The sequence below is a fragment of the Streptomyces luteolus genome, from assembly GCF_029968015.1.
GTDB lineage: Bacteria > Actinomycetota > Actinomycetes > Streptomycetales > Streptomycetaceae > Streptomyces > Streptomyces luteolus.
Genome location: NZ_JASCIS010000012.1, coordinates 17082 through 31074, shown reverse-complemented (window position 1 = coordinate 31074; position 13993 = coordinate 17082). Strand labels below are relative to the sequence as shown.

18 protein-coding genes and 3 tRNA genes are annotated in these 13993 nt (G+C 70.8%); 7 read left to right on the top strand and 14 right to left on the bottom strand.

Annotated elements, in window-relative coordinates:
- Nucleotides 1-160 precede the first annotated feature (160 nt).
- Complete coding sequence (locus QIT00_RS13915; protein ID WP_282535551.1) at nt 161-865, top strand: TetR/AcrR family transcriptional regulator; 705 nt, start codon at nt 161-163, stop codon at nt 863-865.
- A gap of 41 nt (nt 866-906) precedes the next feature.
- Here QIT00_RS13915 and QIT00_RS13910 read toward each other — a convergent pair whose 3' ends face one another.
- On the bottom strand, nt 907-1524 hold the full coding sequence (locus QIT00_RS13910) for a TetR/AcrR family transcriptional regulator (protein ID WP_282535550.1): 618 nt from the start codon (nt 1522-1524) through the stop codon (nt 907-909).
- Between the two features lie 97 nt (nt 1525-1621).
- On the opposite strand from QIT00_RS13910, the gene QIT00_RS13905 reads away from it, so the two are divergent.
- Complete coding sequence (locus tag QIT00_RS13905; protein ID WP_282535549.1) at nt 1622-2263, top strand: NAD(P)-dependent oxidoreductase; 642 nt, start codon at nt 1622-1624, stop codon at nt 2261-2263.
- Nucleotides 2264-2278: 15 nt separating this feature from the next.
- Here QIT00_RS13905 and QIT00_RS13900 read toward each other — a convergent pair whose 3' ends face one another.
- From QIT00_RS13900 to QIT00_RS13875, 6 genes are all read right to left on the bottom strand, one after another.
- Nucleotides 2279-3334 (bottom strand): UDP-N-acetylmuramate dehydrogenase, encoded by a 1056-nt coding sequence (locus QIT00_RS13900; RefSeq protein WP_282535548.1) that lies wholly within the window; start codon nt 3332-3334, stop codon nt 2279-2281.
- Between the two features lie 68 nt (nt 3335-3402).
- Entirely contained in the window at nt 3403-3852 is a 450-nt protein-coding gene (locus QIT00_RS13895; RefSeq protein WP_282535547.1) for a MaoC family dehydratase, read from the bottom strand.
- A gap of 2 nt (nt 3853-3854) precedes the next feature.
- The gene (locus tag QIT00_RS13890; RefSeq protein ID WP_282535683.1) at nt 3855-4307 is read right to left on the bottom strand and encodes a MaoC family dehydratase N-terminal domain-containing protein; all 453 of its coding nucleotides are present in this window, start codon (nt 4305-4307) and stop codon (nt 3855-3857) included.
- 126 nt (nt 4308-4433) lie between these two features.
- The gene (gene rpmG / locus QIT00_RS13885) at nt 4434-4598 is read right to left on the bottom strand and encodes a 50S ribosomal protein L33 (protein WP_003956487.1); all 165 of its coding nucleotides are present in this window, start codon (nt 4596-4598) and stop codon (nt 4434-4436) included.
- A gap of 97 nt (nt 4599-4695) precedes the next feature.
- A tRNA-Met gene (locus QIT00_RS13880) sits at nt 4696-4768 on the bottom strand.
- A gap of 44 nt (nt 4769-4812) precedes the next feature.
- Nucleotides 4813-4885, bottom strand: a tRNA-Thr gene (locus tag QIT00_RS13875).
- Nucleotides 4886-5134: 249 nt separating this feature from the next.
- On the opposite strand from QIT00_RS13875, the gene QIT00_RS13870 reads away from it, so the two are divergent.
- Nucleotides 5135-6388: an amidohydrolase family protein gene (locus QIT00_RS13870; RefSeq protein ID WP_282535546.1), complete on the top strand. Its 1254-nt coding sequence runs from the start codon at nt 5135-5137 to the stop codon at nt 6386-6388.
- A 200-nt stretch (nt 6389-6588) separates the two neighbouring features.
- Here QIT00_RS13870 and QIT00_RS13865 read toward each other — a convergent pair whose 3' ends face one another.
- A complete protein-coding gene (locus tag QIT00_RS13865) occupies nt 6589-7674 on the bottom strand; it encodes a hypothetical protein (protein WP_282535545.1) in 1086 nt (361 codons plus the stop codon).
- A gap of 65 nt (nt 7675-7739) precedes the next feature.
- On the opposite strand from QIT00_RS13865, the gene QIT00_RS13860 reads away from it, so the two are divergent.
- Both QIT00_RS13860 and QIT00_RS13855 read left to right on the top strand, forming a co-directional pair.
- Entirely contained in the window at nt 7740-8396 is a 657-nt protein-coding gene (locus QIT00_RS13860) for an SDR family oxidoreductase (protein WP_282535544.1), read from the top strand.
- Between the two features lie 147 nt (nt 8397-8543).
- Complete coding sequence (locus tag QIT00_RS13855) at nt 8544-9458, top strand: alpha/beta fold hydrolase (RefSeq protein ID WP_282535543.1); 915 nt, start codon at nt 8544-8546, stop codon at nt 9456-9458.
- A gap of 167 nt (nt 9459-9625) precedes the next feature.
- Here QIT00_RS13855 and QIT00_RS13850 read toward each other — a convergent pair whose 3' ends face one another.
- A complete protein-coding gene (locus QIT00_RS13850; RefSeq protein WP_282535542.1) occupies nt 9626-10342 on the bottom strand; it encodes an NAD(P)H oxidoreductase in 717 nt (238 codons plus the stop codon).
- A gap of 94 nt (nt 10343-10436) precedes the next feature.
- Here QIT00_RS13850 and QIT00_RS13845 point away from each other — a divergent pair, with 94 nt between their 5' ends.
- Entirely contained in the window at nt 10437-11366 is a 930-nt protein-coding gene (locus QIT00_RS13845) for an AraC family transcriptional regulator (RefSeq protein WP_282535541.1), read from the top strand.
- A gap of 140 nt (nt 11367-11506) precedes the next feature.
- On the opposite strand, the gene QIT00_RS13840 is transcribed toward QIT00_RS13845, so the two are convergent.
- Nucleotides 11507-11588: transfer RNA gene (locus QIT00_RS13840), tRNA-Tyr, on the bottom strand.
- Between the two features lie 185 nt (nt 11589-11773).
- Between QIT00_RS13840 and QIT00_RS13835 the strand changes: the two genes are divergently transcribed.
- Nucleotides 11774-12262 carry a YajQ family cyclic di-GMP-binding protein gene (locus tag QIT00_RS13835; RefSeq protein ID WP_282535540.1) on the top strand — a complete coding sequence of 163 codons (489 nt, stop codon included), beginning with the start codon at nt 11774-11776 and terminating at the stop codon, nt 12260-12262.
- A gap of 123 nt (nt 12263-12385) precedes the next feature.
- On the opposite strand, the gene QIT00_RS13830 is transcribed toward QIT00_RS13835, so the two are convergent.
- Genes QIT00_RS13830 through QIT00_RS13815 form a run of 4 tightly spaced genes read right to left on the bottom strand, consistent with a single transcriptional unit; the run spans nt 12386 to nt 13988 of the window.
- Entirely contained in the window at nt 12386-12655 is a 270-nt protein-coding gene (locus QIT00_RS13830) for a GlsB/YeaQ/YmgE family stress response membrane protein (protein WP_282535539.1), read from the bottom strand.
- A 21-nt stretch (nt 12656-12676) separates the two neighbouring features.
- Nucleotides 12677-13666 carry a barstar family protein gene (locus tag QIT00_RS13825; protein ID WP_282535538.1) on the bottom strand — a complete coding sequence of 330 codons (990 nt, stop codon included), beginning with the start codon at nt 13664-13666 and terminating at the stop codon, nt 12677-12679.
- Between the two features lie 11 nt (nt 13667-13677).
- Nucleotides 13678-13848 (bottom strand): hypothetical protein, encoded by a 171-nt coding sequence (locus QIT00_RS13820; RefSeq protein WP_282535537.1) that lies wholly within the window; start codon nt 13846-13848, stop codon nt 13678-13680.
- On the bottom strand, nt 13827-13988 hold the full coding sequence (locus QIT00_RS13815; RefSeq protein WP_282535536.1) for a hypothetical protein: 162 nt from the start codon (nt 13986-13988) through the stop codon (nt 13827-13829). The genes QIT00_RS13820 and QIT00_RS13815 overlap by 22 nt, the downstream gene beginning before the upstream one ends.
- Between the last annotated feature and the right edge of the window lie 5 nt (nt 13989-13993).

Here is a 13993-nt window from a genome sequence, read left to right as displayed (position 1 = left end):
GGCTTTCGGGCAGCGATGGGGGGCTCCGCGGGCCTGGGGGCACGGGAGTTCCTCGGGCAGAGAATTGCCTGAGACAGTTATGCCACTGAGTGGCAGAAGCCTGCAAGTGGCATTCGCTGCCGTGGCGCGCTTGTGAGCGAGTCTCGCGTACGCTGCCGCCATGACCACCGCGTCGTCCCCAGCGACCGAATCCACGGAATCCACCGCATCCACTGGCGCGGCCGCACCCGCCGAGGCGCGGCTGCCGCTGCGCGAGCGCAAGAAACGGCGCACGCGGCAGGCGCTCGTGGGGACCGCCCTCGACCTGTTCACGGAGCGCGGCTTCGACGGCGTGACGCTGGACGAGCTGTGCGATGCGGTGGACGTCTCGAAGCGCACGTTCTTCCGTACGTTCACCAGCAAGGAAGACGTCGCCATGGAACCCACCCAGGAGCTGTGGACGGCCTTCCTCGAGGAACTGGAACGCCGCCGGCCCGAGCGGGGCGGCACGCTCGTCGAGCTGCTTGAGGGGTGCCTCTACGGGGCGCTCGACCGTATGACGGACGACGGCTGGGCCCGGCGCGTGCTGCGCAGTCGGCGTCTCGCCGAGGAGACCCCCTCCATGGGGGCGCACGGGCTGGCCTTCTGCGACCGCACCAGCCGAGCCGCCCTCGACGTACTGCGGCGCAGGTTCCGCCTGGACACCGCCGGCGACCCACGGCCCCGGCTCGCACTCGACGTGCTCGTCGCCGCGTTCCACTGGGCGCTGGCGGAGTGGACGGCGCAGCCGGGCAGCCCCACGCGCGCGCAGCTGGCGTCAGGCCTGCGCGCCGCCGTCGCTGCCGTGCCGGACAGCCTGACCTTGACGGTCACCGCGCGCGACTAGGGCGTACTCGGGAGACGCCTGAGACGCGCCCTGCCCCTCACCTAGGGGCGGCGGCCGCGGCTGGACTCAGGGGCGATGCCCTGCCAGAGCGTACGAACGAGGGCGGTCGCGAATCCCTGTACGGGAGGGGGCGGTTGGGGGCCGTCCTCGTCGTACGCGAAGGCGCGCTGCGCGCAGGCGCCGAGGAGGAGTGAGGCGGCGGCGAAGGTGTCGGCCTCGGGAGCGACGCGGCCCGCCCGCTGTTCGGCCCTGAGGTACTCGTCCAGACCCATGATGGGCATGTGCGGGCCGGTGCCCATCTCGCGCAGGGCCGCGACGTGGCGCCGGCGCAGCCGGGTCTCGGCGTAGAGCGAGCCAGCGATCGGGAAGCTCTGCTCGTAGAAGAGCGCGGCCGCGTGCGTGATCTCGACGAGGTTCTCCTCGACGGTGCGCCCGCCCGGGTCTTCGGCGAGGCGGTGGATCAGTGGAGCCAGTTGCGGCAGGCGCTCCTTGAGGACGCTGACGAACAGCTCCTCCTTGCTGGCGAAGTGCTTGTAGAGCGCCGCTTCCGAGCAGCCGGCCGCCTTGGCGATCTCCTTGGTGGTGGTGCGGGCGAGGCCGATCGTGCGCATCAGCTCGTGGGCCGCGTCGAGGATCCGCTCCCGGGCCGGTTTCTGCATGGGCTGTCCTCTGGAGGCTTGACGGGTGAGTGAATACTTACCCACTCTAGAGGGTGAGTGAACACTTACCCACCCCCGCACCCCGGGAGGATGCGCCATGAAAGTCACTGTTTTCGGTGCCACCGGAGGGATCGGCCAGGAGCTCGTCAGACAGGCCCTCGCCGCCGGGCACCAGGTCACGGCCGTGGTGCGCGATCCGGCGCGGCTCAGTCCGGCCGGTGACGCCCTCGACCTGTTCCGTTCGGACTTGCGGGACACCGAGGCCCTGCGGGAGGCGGTCGAAGGGCGGGACGCGGTGCTGTCCGGCCTCGGAGCCCGCTCCACCAAGGACGCCCGTACGGGGATCGCGGCGGCTCTGACCCGTCCGGTCCTGCGGGCGCTCGACGCGACGGGCACGCGGCGTTTCCTCGCGGTGAGCGCCGGTCCGCTCGCTCCCGAGCCGGACGACCAGAGGTTCGTGCACCGCCGCGTCATGGTGCCGCTGATCAGCACGCTCCTGAAGCCGGTGTACGACGACCTGAAGGTGATGGAGGCGGAGGTCCGGCGCAGCGCCACCGACTGGACGCTCGTACGCCCGCCGAGGCTCCTCGACAGGCCGGTCACCGGGGCCTATCGCACGGCCCTGAACGTGAATCTGCGCGGTGGCAGCACCATCGGGCGCGCGGACGTGGCGCACGCGATGCTGGCGATGATCGACGACCCGGCGACGGTGAAGCAGGGCGTGAGCGTCGCGTACTGAGCGGGCCGCGTACGACTACAGGCTGACGCCCACCGTCACCGGCTCGTTGACCAGCGTGATGCCGAAGGCGGCCCGGACGCCGGCGACGACCTCGCGGGCCAGCATCAGGAGGTCCTCGGTGGTGGCCTCGCCGCGGTTGGTGAGGGCGAGGGTGTGCTTGGTGGAGATACGGGCCGGGCCCTCGCCGTACCCCTTCGTGAAGCCCGCCTTGTCGATGAGCCAGGCCGCCGAGGTCTTCACGTGACCGTCCCCGTCCGGGAAGGCCGGCGGCGCGATCTCCGGGCCGAGGCGGTCCAGCACGCGCGCGTGGAAGGCGGTGAACTCCGCCTCCGTGAGGATCGGGTTGGTGAAGAACGAACCGGCCGACCAGGTGTCGTGGTCCTCGGGGTCGAGCACCATGCCCTTGCCCGCCCGCAGTTTCAGGACCGTCTCGCGGGCGCTCTCCAGCGGCACGCGGTCCCCCGCCTCGACGCCCAGGACACGGGCGGTCTCGGCGTACTTCACGGGGGCGCTCAGGCCGTCCGCGTCCTCGAGGTCGAAGCGGACGCGCAGCACCACATAGCGCTCGGGGTCGGCCTTGAAGCGGCTGTGGCGGTACGAGAACGCGCAGTCGGCGTTCTGCAGGGTGACGGTCTCGCCCGCCCTGCGGTCGTACGCCACGACCTCCGTGATGGTCGTGGAGACCTCCTGGCCGTACGCCCCGACGTTCTGGATCGGCGTCGCGCCTGCGGAGCCGGGGATTCCGGCGAGGCACTCGATGCCCGCGAGTCCGGCCCCGACCGTGCGCGCGACGGCGTCGGTCCAGACCTCGCCGGCGGCCAACTCCAGCTTGGTGCCGTGCAGTTCGAAGCCCTCGGTGGCGATGCGCAGGGCGGTGCCGGAGAAGCCCTTGTCGCCGATCACGAGGTTGCTGCCGCCGCCGATGACGAGCAGGGGGGTGCCCGAGGCGTCGGCCTCGCGCACGGCGGCGATCACCTCGGCGTCGGTCGTCGCGGTGATCAGGCGGGTGGCGGGCCCGCCGAGCCGGAAGGTGGTCAGCGGGGCGAGCGGGGCGTCGTGGAGTTGCTGCACGCGCTCAAGGGTACGGTCCGGGACCGACAGCGCCGGTCCCGGACCGTGGGAGGGTCTTGCGATGCGCCTCAGGCGAGGCGTACGACGGCCCGGGACATGCCCAGGACCTTCTGGCCCGCGCTCATGGCGGTGAGGTCGACGCGGACGGTGCGGGCGTCGTCGTCGAGCTTGGCCGCGACCTTGGCGCTGACCTCTACGACCGCGCCCTCGTCGTCGTTCGGGACGACGACCGGCTTGGTGAAGCGGACGCCGTACTCCGCGACCGCCGCCGGGTCGCCCACCCAGTCGGTGACGACGCGGATCGCCTCGGCCATGGTGAACATGCCGTGGGCGATGACGTCGGGCAGGCCGACCTCCTTGGCGAACTTCTCGTTCCAGTGGATCGGGTTGAAGTCGCCGGACGCGCCCGCGTAGCGCACCAGGGTGGCGCGGGTCACCGGGAAGGTCTGCGCGGGGAGTTCGGTGCCGACTTCGACGTCCTCGTACCGGATCTTCGCCGTCGTGCTCGCTGTGGTCATCGTCACGCCTCCTCTGCCGCGCGTGCGACGAGTTTGGTCCACGCGGTCACGACGTGTTCGCCTGCCTCGTCGTGCACCTCGCCGCGGATGTCCAGGATGTCGTTGCCCGCCATGGACTTGATCGCCTCGATGGTCGAGGTGACGCTGAGGCGGTCACCGGCGCGCACCGGGCGGGTGTACGCGAACTTCTGGTCGCCGTGCACCACGCGGCTGTAGTCGAGGCCGAGTTGGGGATCCTCGATGACCTGTCCGGCCGCCTTGAACGTGATCGCGAAGACGAAAGTCGGCGGGGCGATCACATCGGGGTGGCCGTAGGCCTTGGCCGCCTCGGTGTCGGTGTACGCCGGATTCGCGTCACCGACCGCCTCCGCGAATTCACGGATCTTCTCGCGGCCGACCTCATAGGGGTCGGTGGGCGGGTAGGTCCGCCCCACGAAGGACTGGTCGAGCGCCATGGACTCGGCACCTCCTGTGCTTTTCGCGGTATTCCGCAGTTCCTGCTCGCCCGCGTCGGCGATCACGGGCGGTAACGACACGAGGCCGCCCCCTGAAAAGGGGACGGCCTCGCATGCGAGCCTGATTCAGCGCGTTTCGCGGTGCGCCGTGTGCGAGTTGCAGCGCGGGCAGTGCTTCTTCATCTCAAGACGGTCCGGGTTGTTGCGCCGGTTCTTCTTGGTGATGTAGTTCCGCTCCTTGCACTCCACGCAGGCCAGCGTGATCTTCGGGCGGACGTCTGTGGCAGCCACGTGAGTGCTCCTTGACGGACGGATGGACGAATAAAACGGATGAACGCAGAAAAGAGTAGCCGACCGGAGGACCGACCCCACAATCGGCTACTGTCAGTAGCGGTGACCGGACTTGAACCGGTGACACAGCGATTATGAGCCGCTTGCTCTACCGACTGAGCTACACCGCTTTGATGCGAGGCCCTCACCCGGAGGTGAGGGATCCGCACATCAGAGCCCCAATGCGGAATCGAACCGCAGACCTTCTCCTTACCATGGAGACGCTCTACCGACTGAGCTATTGGGGCGAGCGATGAAGACATTACACGGTCGGCTGCCGTTCGCCCAAATCCGTTTCAGGGGCCCCGGGACGACGATCTCCGCGCATGTCACCGCACCCGTCTCCGAGGCCCCTTCCCTGCTCGTGCACCACACCGGTACGACTATTCGGCTCCTCCGCGAAGGGGCGTGATCGGCGCCCTAGGCTCGGGACACGCTGCGTGATCTTGATCGAACGCCGCGTGGTCCTGACCGCTCGAACCACGCCCAGGAGCGCGATGCCCGACAGCCAGCCGCAGCCACCGCACCATGAAGGCGCCGCCGAGGACACGGCCTCGCTTCTGCTCTGCGGAGCCACTCTCGTCGACGGCAGGACCGTGGACGTACGGCTCGGCAGGGGGCGCATCGAGGCGGTCGGCACCGCGGGCAGTCTGACCGCGCACACCGCGCGCGTGGACCTCGACGGGTACCTGCTGCTGCCCGCGCCCGCCGAGCCGCACGCGCACAGCGACACGGCACTCACCGCGGACGGCGACGGGCCGGTCGGTCACGAGGTGCGGGACGTCCAGCGGCGCACCACGGAGGCGGCGCTGCTGCAACTCGGCCACGGCGCGACGGCGTTGCGCAGCCATGTGCGGATCGGGGACGTGCAGGGGCTCGGCGCGTTGGAGGCGTCGCTGCAGGCCCGCCGGTCGCTGCGCGGGCTGACGGACCTCACGACCGTCGCCGTTCCGCGGCTGCTCACCGGGATCGCCGGCGCCGACGGCCTGGCGATGCTGCGGGACGCCGTGAAAATGGGCGCCTCTGTGGTGGGCGGTTGCCCCGACCTGGATCCGGACCCCACGGGGTACGTGGAGGCGGTCCTCGAAGTCGCCGCCGAGCATGGCTGTCCCGTGGACCTGCACACCGACGGCGCGGATCCGGCCCGGCTCGCGCGCCTCGCCGCCGTGGCGGGCGGGCTGCGGTCCGGGGTGAGCGTCGGGCCGTGCGGCGGGCTCGGACGGATGCCGGCGGCGGTGGCCGCGCGCAGCGCCGAGGCGCTCGCCGCGGCCGGTGTCTCCGTCGTGTGCCTGCCGCAGGGCGACTGCGGGGGCCTGGAGCGGCGCGGCTGCTCAGCGGCTCCCGTACGGCTGCTCAGGGCGGCCGGGGTGCGGGTGGGCGCGGGAAGTGGGGCGTTGCGCGACGCGGCCAACCCGGTCGGGCGCGGGGACCCGATGGAAGCCGCGTACCTCCTTGCCGCGCAGCACGGCCTCGACACCGATGAGGCGTACGCGGCGGTGAGTTCGGTCGCTCGGGAGGCGATGGGCCTGCCGGAGGTGCGCGTGGAGGCGGGGTTCCCCGCCGAGCTGCTCGCGGTCCGGGGCGCGCGGCTCTCGGGGGTGCTGTCGCTCGCGTACAGCCGGATCGTGGTGCACCGGGGGCGGGTGGTGGCGCGGACCAGTGCGGTACGGGAGTACTGCGACTCGGCGGTCGCCGTGGCGCTCGATCTGCCGCGGCAGGGGCGGGTGAAGGGCGCCGGGGGCACGGCTTGAGGCGCTGCACGCGCGCGTAGTGCCGGGTTCGGGTGTGCGGTGCGGGCTTGAGGCTGCACGCGCGCGTGGTGACGGTTTTCGAGCGTACGGACCGGTGGCGGTTTTCGAGCGTACGGACCGGTGGCGGTTTTCCTGGCTCTTGTCCGTGCCACGCGCGCGTGCAGACTGCAGACTGCTGCGTTGCGGTACGAGCGGCTGGGTCAGCGCATGGCGGACTGGGAGCCGGCGATGAACATCAGGTCGGACATGGTCAGTTCGGTGGCCTCGGCCGGGCGCTCGATCTTCGGCGCCTTGCCGAACTTCATCGTCAGCGGCAGCTTGGTGCCCTTCTCCAAGCCGTCGGACTTGTCCGCGAGTTGGGCGAGATCGAACGTGATCTTGCGCAACTTGCCGTCCTTCAGCACGAAGTCGACCTTCACCTGCTTCTTCGGGACCGACTTGAAGTCCTCGGCCGTCGGCAGCTCCGTGCCCGGGGGCAGATCGCCCGCCATCGGCTCCAGCTTGTCGGCGAGGCGCGTGAGGAGGGAGCGGGCGTTGGCCTTCGCGGTGATCCGGGACGTGCCGTCGGAGTCGCCGTGCTCCTTGAACCTGACCTCGCGCGCGAGGACCCGGCGGATGCCCTTGAGGAGCTTGGCCTGCGTCTTCTCGTCGATGGCGGGCTCATCCCGGGCCGGCCCAGGCAGCATCTTCGGGTCGACCTTGACCCACTTGCCCTGGAGAGCGCTGCGCAGGGCACCCGCCTCCTCGGGGAGGTCGGCGGCCGAGGGCATCGGGGTGTCCGCCAGCTTGCCGAAGGCGGCCAAGTCGGCGCGGTAGTACATGTCTTCGCCCAGGGCGCGGTACTCGAGCAGGGTTCCGTCGGCGCCGGTGATGCGCATCGACGTACCGGTGAAATCCTTCTCCTCCGCGTCGGCCAGGGGCTTTTCGGACTGCAGGGACATCTGGACGCGGGCCTTGCTGAGGAAGGCGCCGAAGCCGGGCGGCGGGCCGTCGCCGCCACCGCTCTCCGCGCCCTCCCCTTCCTGTTCCTGCGGGTCCTGCCTGTCCTCGCTGTCCTGGATGAGCTTCTCGAGCGTGGCCGCGTCCGCGTCCAGGCCGAACTCGACGGTGAGCGAACGCTGTTCACCGAGCTGCTCGACGGCTTCGTCGACCTGATGTGCCGCGGAGGCGTTCTCGACGGGGTCGCAGGCGGTGGCGCTCGTAAGGACGGCGGCGGCGCAGCCGGTGGCGATCAGGGTCTTGCGTATGGCGCTGATGACGGGCTCCTCTTGAAGATGAACATTCATGAGACGCCCGAGGTGCGGCTCGGGTTGCACGGCGGCTTCGGCCGACGCGGCGTACGGTCGGAATCATGCGGATTGTCATCGCTGGTGGACATGGTCAGATCGCGTTGCGGCTGGAGCGCCTGCTCGCCGCTCGCGGATACGAGGTCGCGGGCCTGATCCGCAACCCCGGGCAGGGCGACGACCTGCGGGAGGCGGGCGCCGAGCCGGTGTTGTGCGATCTGGAGTCGGCGTCGGTGGAGGAGGTCGCCGCTCATCTGCAGGGCGCGGGCGCGGCGGTGTTCGCGGCCGGCGCGGGCCCGGGCAGCGGCGTGGGCCGCAAGGACACGGTGGACCGGGGCGCGGCGGTGCTGTTCGCCGAGGCCGCGGAACGGGCCGGGGTGCGGCGGTACGTGGTGGTGTCGTCGATGGGCGCCGACCCCGGCCACAAGGGCGACGAGGTCTTCGACGCGTACCTGCGCGCCAAGGGTGAGGCCGACGCGTACGTGCGCGGCCGCGACGCCCTGGACTGGACGATTCTCAAGCCCGGCATGCTCACCAACGACGCCGGTACGGGACAGGTCCGCCTGGAGGCCTCGACGGGCCGCGGCCCGATCCCCCGCGACGATGTGGCGGCGGTGCTCGCGGAGCTGGTGGACACCCCCGGAACGGTGGGCCTGACCCTGGAGCTGGTGAGCGGCCCGACGCCGGTCACGGTGGCGGTCAAGGACGTCGCGGGCAACTGACGCGTGGCCCGATCGGGATCACGGTCGGGGGGCGTTCCCGGTGCTGTGGTTCGGGGGTCGGGGTCGGGGTCGGCGTTCGGCGTTCGGCGCCCGGCCGGTGTGGCGGTTTCGGGCGCGTCCCGTATGCCGGGCGCCTACGGTGAAACGATGACTACGGTCAACGCCAACGGAGTCGCCCTGGGCATCGAGTCCTTCGGCGACGAGAACGCGCCCCTGGTCCTGCTCGCGGGCGGGACGACGATGCTCTCCTGGCCGGACGCCCTCTGCGCCCGTCTGGCCGCCGGCGGCCGCCGCGTAGTGCGCTACGACCTGCGGGACAGCGGCGAGTCGACGACGGCGGACCCGGAGGCGCCCGCGTACACCCTGCGCGACCTGGCCGCCGACGCCGCCGCACTGGTCGAGGCGCTCGGCGGCGGGCCCGCGCACCTCGCGGGGATCGGGGTCGGCGGAATGGTCGCCCAGGTGGCGGTCCTCGACCACCCCGAGGCGTTCTCGGCGCTTACCTTGGCCGGTACGCGCGCGGTGGCGCCCGGCCCGCCCGACAACGACCTCCCCGACCACGACGAGGCCGCGATGGGGCGGCTGTTCGCACAGCCGATGCCCGACTGGTCCGACCGCGATGCGGTGGCGGAGTTCGCGGCCTCCGGCGCAGAGATCCTCGGCGACGACCCCGGTGCGGCACGTACGACCGCCGCGCGCGTCTGGGACCGTACGCCCGGCGTCGCGCCCTCCGTCCAGATGGCCAACCAGTTGGGCATGGTGTTCTCGCGGCTCGACTGCACGCCCAGGTGGCGCGAGCGGCTGCCCGGGATCGCGGTCCCCACGCTGGTCGTGCACGGGCGGCGCGACCGCTTCTTCCCCGTCGGCAACGGCGAGGCGACCGCCCGGGAGATCCCCGGGGCCCGGCTGCTCGTACTGGAGGAGGGGGCCGGGGCGATCCCGGAGAAGGCGGTGGACACGGTGGCGGGGGCGATGCTCGCGCTGGCTCGACCTGGGGGCTCGGGGGACTCGGGGGACTCGGGGGACTCGGGGGACTCGGGGGACTCGGAGGCCTCAGGGTGACCGGCTGACGGCGGCAGGTCTCGCCTGTCGCCGTCAGCCCGTCGCCGTAAGCCCATCGCCGTATGCCCGTCGTCGTAAGCCCGTCGTCGTAAGCCCGTCGCCGTAAGCCGGTCGCCGTAAGCCGGTCGCCGTAAGCCGGTCACCCGACGAACTCGCGCCGCGGGCCGTCAGGCCGCCACCAGCTCCTCCGTGAGGAACCCTTCTACGAACTCCCCTGCGCGGCGGTCGAAATCGGCGTACTGGGCCTCCCGCTCAGCCCCGGCGACCGCTTCGCCGACCAGCAGATTACCCTCGGCGTCGACGCGCTGCGGGCGCTCCTCCGCGTCGAGGAGCAGGCCGACGGAGGAGTGGGAGAAACCGCAGTAATAGGCGATGCCTTCACTGAGGTTGGCCTCGAGAACCGACTGCATGGCCTCCGCGATGGGGTCGTCGGCGGTGGCGCCGGCCAGGCCGAGCCACAGCATGCGCTTGCCCGCGAGGCGGGGCTTGCTGCGTCCGTACGCGAAGCCGTAGTTCCATACGCGGTCGATCCACCCCTTGAGGATCGCGGGCACGCTCTGCCAGTACACCGGGAAGACGGCGACGACGACATCGGCGTCGAGAATGCGCTGCATATGGGCGTGCGTCTCGTCCGAGTACGCCTTCTCCCGGTTGCCCCAGTCCGGCTGGTCCGCCACGTTCATCCGCGGGTCGAACCCCTCGGCGTGCAGATCGAGCAGGTCGATGCGGTATCCGGCGGTTTCGAGCTGTGCGGCCGTACGACGGGCGGTGTGCGCGGTGAGGGAATCGCTGCGGTGGTGTGCGACGACCACAAGGGCTTTCCTGGCGTCACTGCTGTGCTGCGGCACTGTCTCTCCTGCTGGCTCGATGTGGTCCCGATCCATTCGGTGAGTCCAGTACAGCCGCGGACCCGTAGATGATCCATGGGAGAAACCCTCCAAGACATAGGAGATCGTCTACAGCGTCTACGATGTCTCTGTGGATCCCTTGAGTTCATTGCTGGGCGGCATCCGGGCCGAGGGCTCGGTCGTCAGCCACGCCGTACTGACGGCGCCCTGGACCATCCGCTTCACCGACGAGGCACCGCTCACCATGGTCAGCGTGCTGCGCGGGGGTGGCACTCTGCTGCTGCCCGACGGCACCGATCGGGCGGTCGGCGTGGGTGACACGGCCATCGTGCGCGACCCCGCACCGTTCCTTCTCGCGGACGAGCCCGGCACGGTCCGCCGCCCTCATGCCGAGTACGAGATCGCCTGCTTCACAACGCCTACCGAGTGCACGGCCGAGGAGCTCGGCGGTATCCACTGGGGCACCGACCCGGACGGGGCGACCGCACTGATCGTGGGTGCCTACCGCGCCTCGGGCCATCGCCATGAACGGCTTCTGCGCGCGCTGCCGCCCGTCCTGGTGGTCAACGAGGACGTCGAGGTCTGCGCCTGGCTGGAGACCGCCGCGGCCGACGCCGCCCAGCGCTCCGCCGGTTCACAGGCCCTGATGGACCGGCTCCTCGACTGGGCCCTGGTGTGCACGCTGCGCACCTGGTTCGACCAGGCGGGCGCCGACGCGCCCAGCTGGTATCGAGGCCTCGCCGATCCGGTCCTCGCCCCTGCCCTGCACGCCTTCCACGACCGGCCTGCCGAGGCATGGACGGTGGCGTCGCTGGCCGCTCAATCCGGCGTCTCCCGGGCGCTGTTCGCCAGGCGCTTCACCGAACTGATGGGCCGCCCGCCCCTCGCCTACCTCACCGAGTGCCGTATGGCCGACGCCGAGTCCCTCCTGGCCGACACGGACCTCAGCATCGCCCGGATCGCCAAGTCCGTGGGCTACGCCGACGCTTTCGGCTTCAGCGCCGCGTTCAAACGCCACAAGGGGTTGAGCCCCAGCACGTTCCGGGCTGCTGCGGCTTGATCGATGGCGGGGGCGGGGACGGCGGAGGGCGGAGCTCCGGGTACACGAAGAACCCCCTCGTATACGAAGAAACCCCCTGTATACGAAGAAACCCCCTCCGCTCTGCGTTTCCGCAGTTCGGAGGGGGCTTTCCCCAAGTGTGGCGGCGCCAGGATTCGAACCTGGGAAGGCGAAGCCGGCAGATTTACAGTCTGCTCCCTTTGGCCGCTCGGGCACACCGCCTGGGGTGCTGCGTGAAGCGGCCTTGCGGCTGCTCCGTGGCAACGACGTAAACGATACCTGATGCCCGGGGGTGCTTCGCCACCCGATAGATCGCGGCCGGGCGCGGGGGTGGTGACTAGGCTTGCGGTGCGGTCCGGCACTACCGGCCGCACCCCTACGCACCCCGATACAAGGAGCCACAGGACATGGCCGACTCCAGTTTCGACATCGTCTCGAAGGTCGAGCGGCAGGAGGTCGACAACGCCCTCAACCAGGCCGCCAAGGAGATCTCCCAGCGCTACGACTTCAAGAACGTCGGTGCCTCGATCGCCTGGTCCGGCGAGAAGATCCTGATGCAGGCGAACTCCGAGGAGCGGGTCAAGGCGATCCTCGACGTCTTCCAGTCCAAGCTGGTGAAGCGGGGCATCTCGCTGAAGTCGCTGGACGCGGGCGAGCCGCAGGTCTCCGGCAAGGAGTACAAGATCTTCGCCTCTATCGAGGAGGGCATCTCCCAGGAGAACGCCAAGAAGGTCGCGAAGATCATCCGCGACGAGGGCCCGAAGGGCGTGAAGGCCCAGGTGCAGGGTGACGAGCTGCGGGTGACCTCGAAGAGCCGTGACGACCTGCAGTCCGTGATCGCACTTCTGAAGGGCCAGGACTTCGAATTCGCGCTGCAGTTTGTGAACTACCGGTAAGCACGCGCGCGTTGAGCGCGTTCTGAGCAGTCGCGAAAGGGCGGACAACCGATGGGGTGTCCGCCCTTTCGCGTACCGATGGCGCTGGTGGATGCCGGTGGCGGTCTCGTCGCCGGGCCGGGCTCAGCGGGAGCGGGAGTGGCCGAAGAGCAGGCGGTACGCGATGAGCAGTACGAGGGAGCCACCGATGGCCGCGACCCACGTCGTGGCGTCGTAGAAGTCCTTCGCGATGGGGCGGTCGAGGAACTGGGCGGAGCCCCAGCCCCCGATGAAGGCTCCCGCGATGCCGATGAGGGTCGTGCCGATCAGGCCGCCCGGGTCGCGGCCGGGCAGCAGGACCTTGGCGACGGCTCCGGCGATGAGCCCCAGAACGATCCAGCTGATGATGCCCATACGGCCGTGACCTGCCTTTCCTTACGTGCGTCTGCGGTGCGGTTCGGCGACGTCGCGACGTGGCTTCGTCTCATCGTCGCGCCATCGCGCCGTCGCGTCGTCACGTCGTCGTTGTGTCATCCGTGAAGACGTCGGCCGGGGTACGCGTGGTTGCGAGGGCCGACGTGGTGCGGTGCATGACACACGGGCGGTGCCTGGCTGTCGGGCGGTGCCTGGGCATACGGGCGGTGCCTGGGCATACGGGCGGTGCCTGGCTGTCGGGCTGAAGGCCAGGCAGCGGCGGGCGATGTGTGCGTCGTGCCAGACGAGGGCGAAGGGGCGACGCGCGCCGAAGTGGCCGCAGAGGCAGTCGGCGAGGGCGTCGAGGCCCCAACCGAAGTAGCCTCCCGGCCCGTTGACCGCCTCGCCCAGGGCGCAGAAGAACGCGGCCTCGTCGATGATGTGCCGGCCGTCGAGGTGGAACGTGGTGCCCGGTGCCGCGTCCTCGGCGGTGCGGGCGCGGTTGGCGAGGGCGGTGGTGAGCCAGAAGCGGCGGCCCGGCTCGTCGCAGCGCGCCCAGAGGTTGGGCAGGCCTGGGCGGCCGTCGGCCCACAGCTCCCACACGTCGTGGGCGGCCGACGGCGGTCGCTCCGCCAGGGGTTGCAGGGTGAGGTCGACCCGGCCGGGCCCGCGGGCGGACGGGATCCAGGTGGTGACCTCGCCCTCGACGGCGTCCTGGACGGGTTCGCCGAAGCGGTCGAGGCGCCTCAGCACGGCGCTGCCGAGGTCCTCCTCGCCCGCGTCCAGGGCGCGGCGCAGGGCGTTCCGCGGGGTGCAGCCGAGGAGGCGTACGGCCGTCTCCTGCTGCGTGGGCGGCTCTTCGTACACGCGGGCGAGGTCTCTGGCCGTGCCCCAGGGCAACTCCCTCGCGGTGTCCCAGGGTTCGTCCCCGCAGAGGCGGAAACCCGGGGACAGCAGCGGGCGTTGTGGATAGTCGGGCTGGTCGGGGACGGGGGTCCCCTCCACGGTCACGTCGAGCAGCGTCAGGTTATGGGCATGCGGCGCGCGCCGAGGATACGCACGTCCTGCAGACACCACTCCCCCACTGAACGACCGGCCTTGTCGAGGAGTTCCAGGGTCAGCGGACCGATCGGCGCCGAACCCTCGGCCCGCGCCAGGTCGACGGCCGCGCTCAACTCCCTCTCCGGGCGCACCCGAGGAGTTCGTCGCGCTCGCGCACCGGTGGCGGCGGGTCGGTGAAGAGGCCCTCCACGTCGACGCAGTGGGCCCAGGTGTCGCCGTACTCGACCTCCCACGGGTCGTACGCCACCAGGGCGTATCGCGGCCGGTGCACGCGCG

Excerpts from the sequence above, each read along its gene's own strand:
- QIT00_RS13915 (WP_282535551.1), top strand. The coding sequence starts at position 161 with ATGACCACCGCGTCGTCCCCAGCGACCGAATCCACGGAATCCACCGCA.
- QIT00_RS13910 (WP_282535550.1), bottom strand. The coding sequence starts at position 1,524 with ATGCAGAAACCGGCCCGGGAGCGGATCCTCGACGCGGCCCACGAGCTG.
- QIT00_RS13905 (WP_282535549.1), top strand. The coding sequence starts at position 1,622 with ATGAAAGTCACTGTTTTCGGTGCCACCGGAGGGATCGGCCAGGAGCTC.
- QIT00_RS13895 (WP_282535547.1), bottom strand. The coding sequence starts at position 3,852 with ATGACCACAGCGAGCACGACGGCGAAGATCCGGTACGAGGACGTCGAA.
- QIT00_RS13890 (WP_282535683.1), bottom strand. The coding sequence starts at position 4,307 with ATGGCGCTCGACCAGTCCTTCGTGGGGCGGACCTACCCGCCCACCGAC.
- QIT00_RS13870 (WP_282535546.1), top strand. The coding sequence starts at position 5,135 with ATGCCCGACAGCCAGCCGCAGCCACCGCACCATGAAGGCGCCGCCGAG.
- QIT00_RS13865 (WP_282535545.1), bottom strand. The coding sequence starts at position 7,674 with ATGAATGTTCATCTTCAAGAGGAGCCCGTCATCAGCGCCATACGCAAG.
- QIT00_RS13860 (WP_282535544.1), top strand. The coding sequence starts at position 7,740 with ATGCGGATTGTCATCGCTGGTGGACATGGTCAGATCGCGTTGCGGCTG.
- QIT00_RS13855 (WP_282535543.1), top strand. The coding sequence starts at position 8,544 with ATGACTACGGTCAACGCCAACGGAGTCGCCCTGGGCATCGAGTCCTTC.
- QIT00_RS13850 (WP_282535542.1), bottom strand. The coding sequence starts at position 10,342 with ATGGATCGGGACCACATCGAGCCAGCAGGAGAGACAGTGCCGCAGCAC.
- QIT00_RS13835 (WP_282535540.1), top strand. The coding sequence starts at position 11,774 with ATGGCCGACTCCAGTTTCGACATCGTCTCGAAGGTCGAGCGGCAGGAG.
- QIT00_RS13830 (WP_282535539.1), bottom strand. The coding sequence starts at position 12,655 with ATGGGCATCATCAGCTGGATCGTTCTGGGGCTCATCGCCGGAGCCGTC.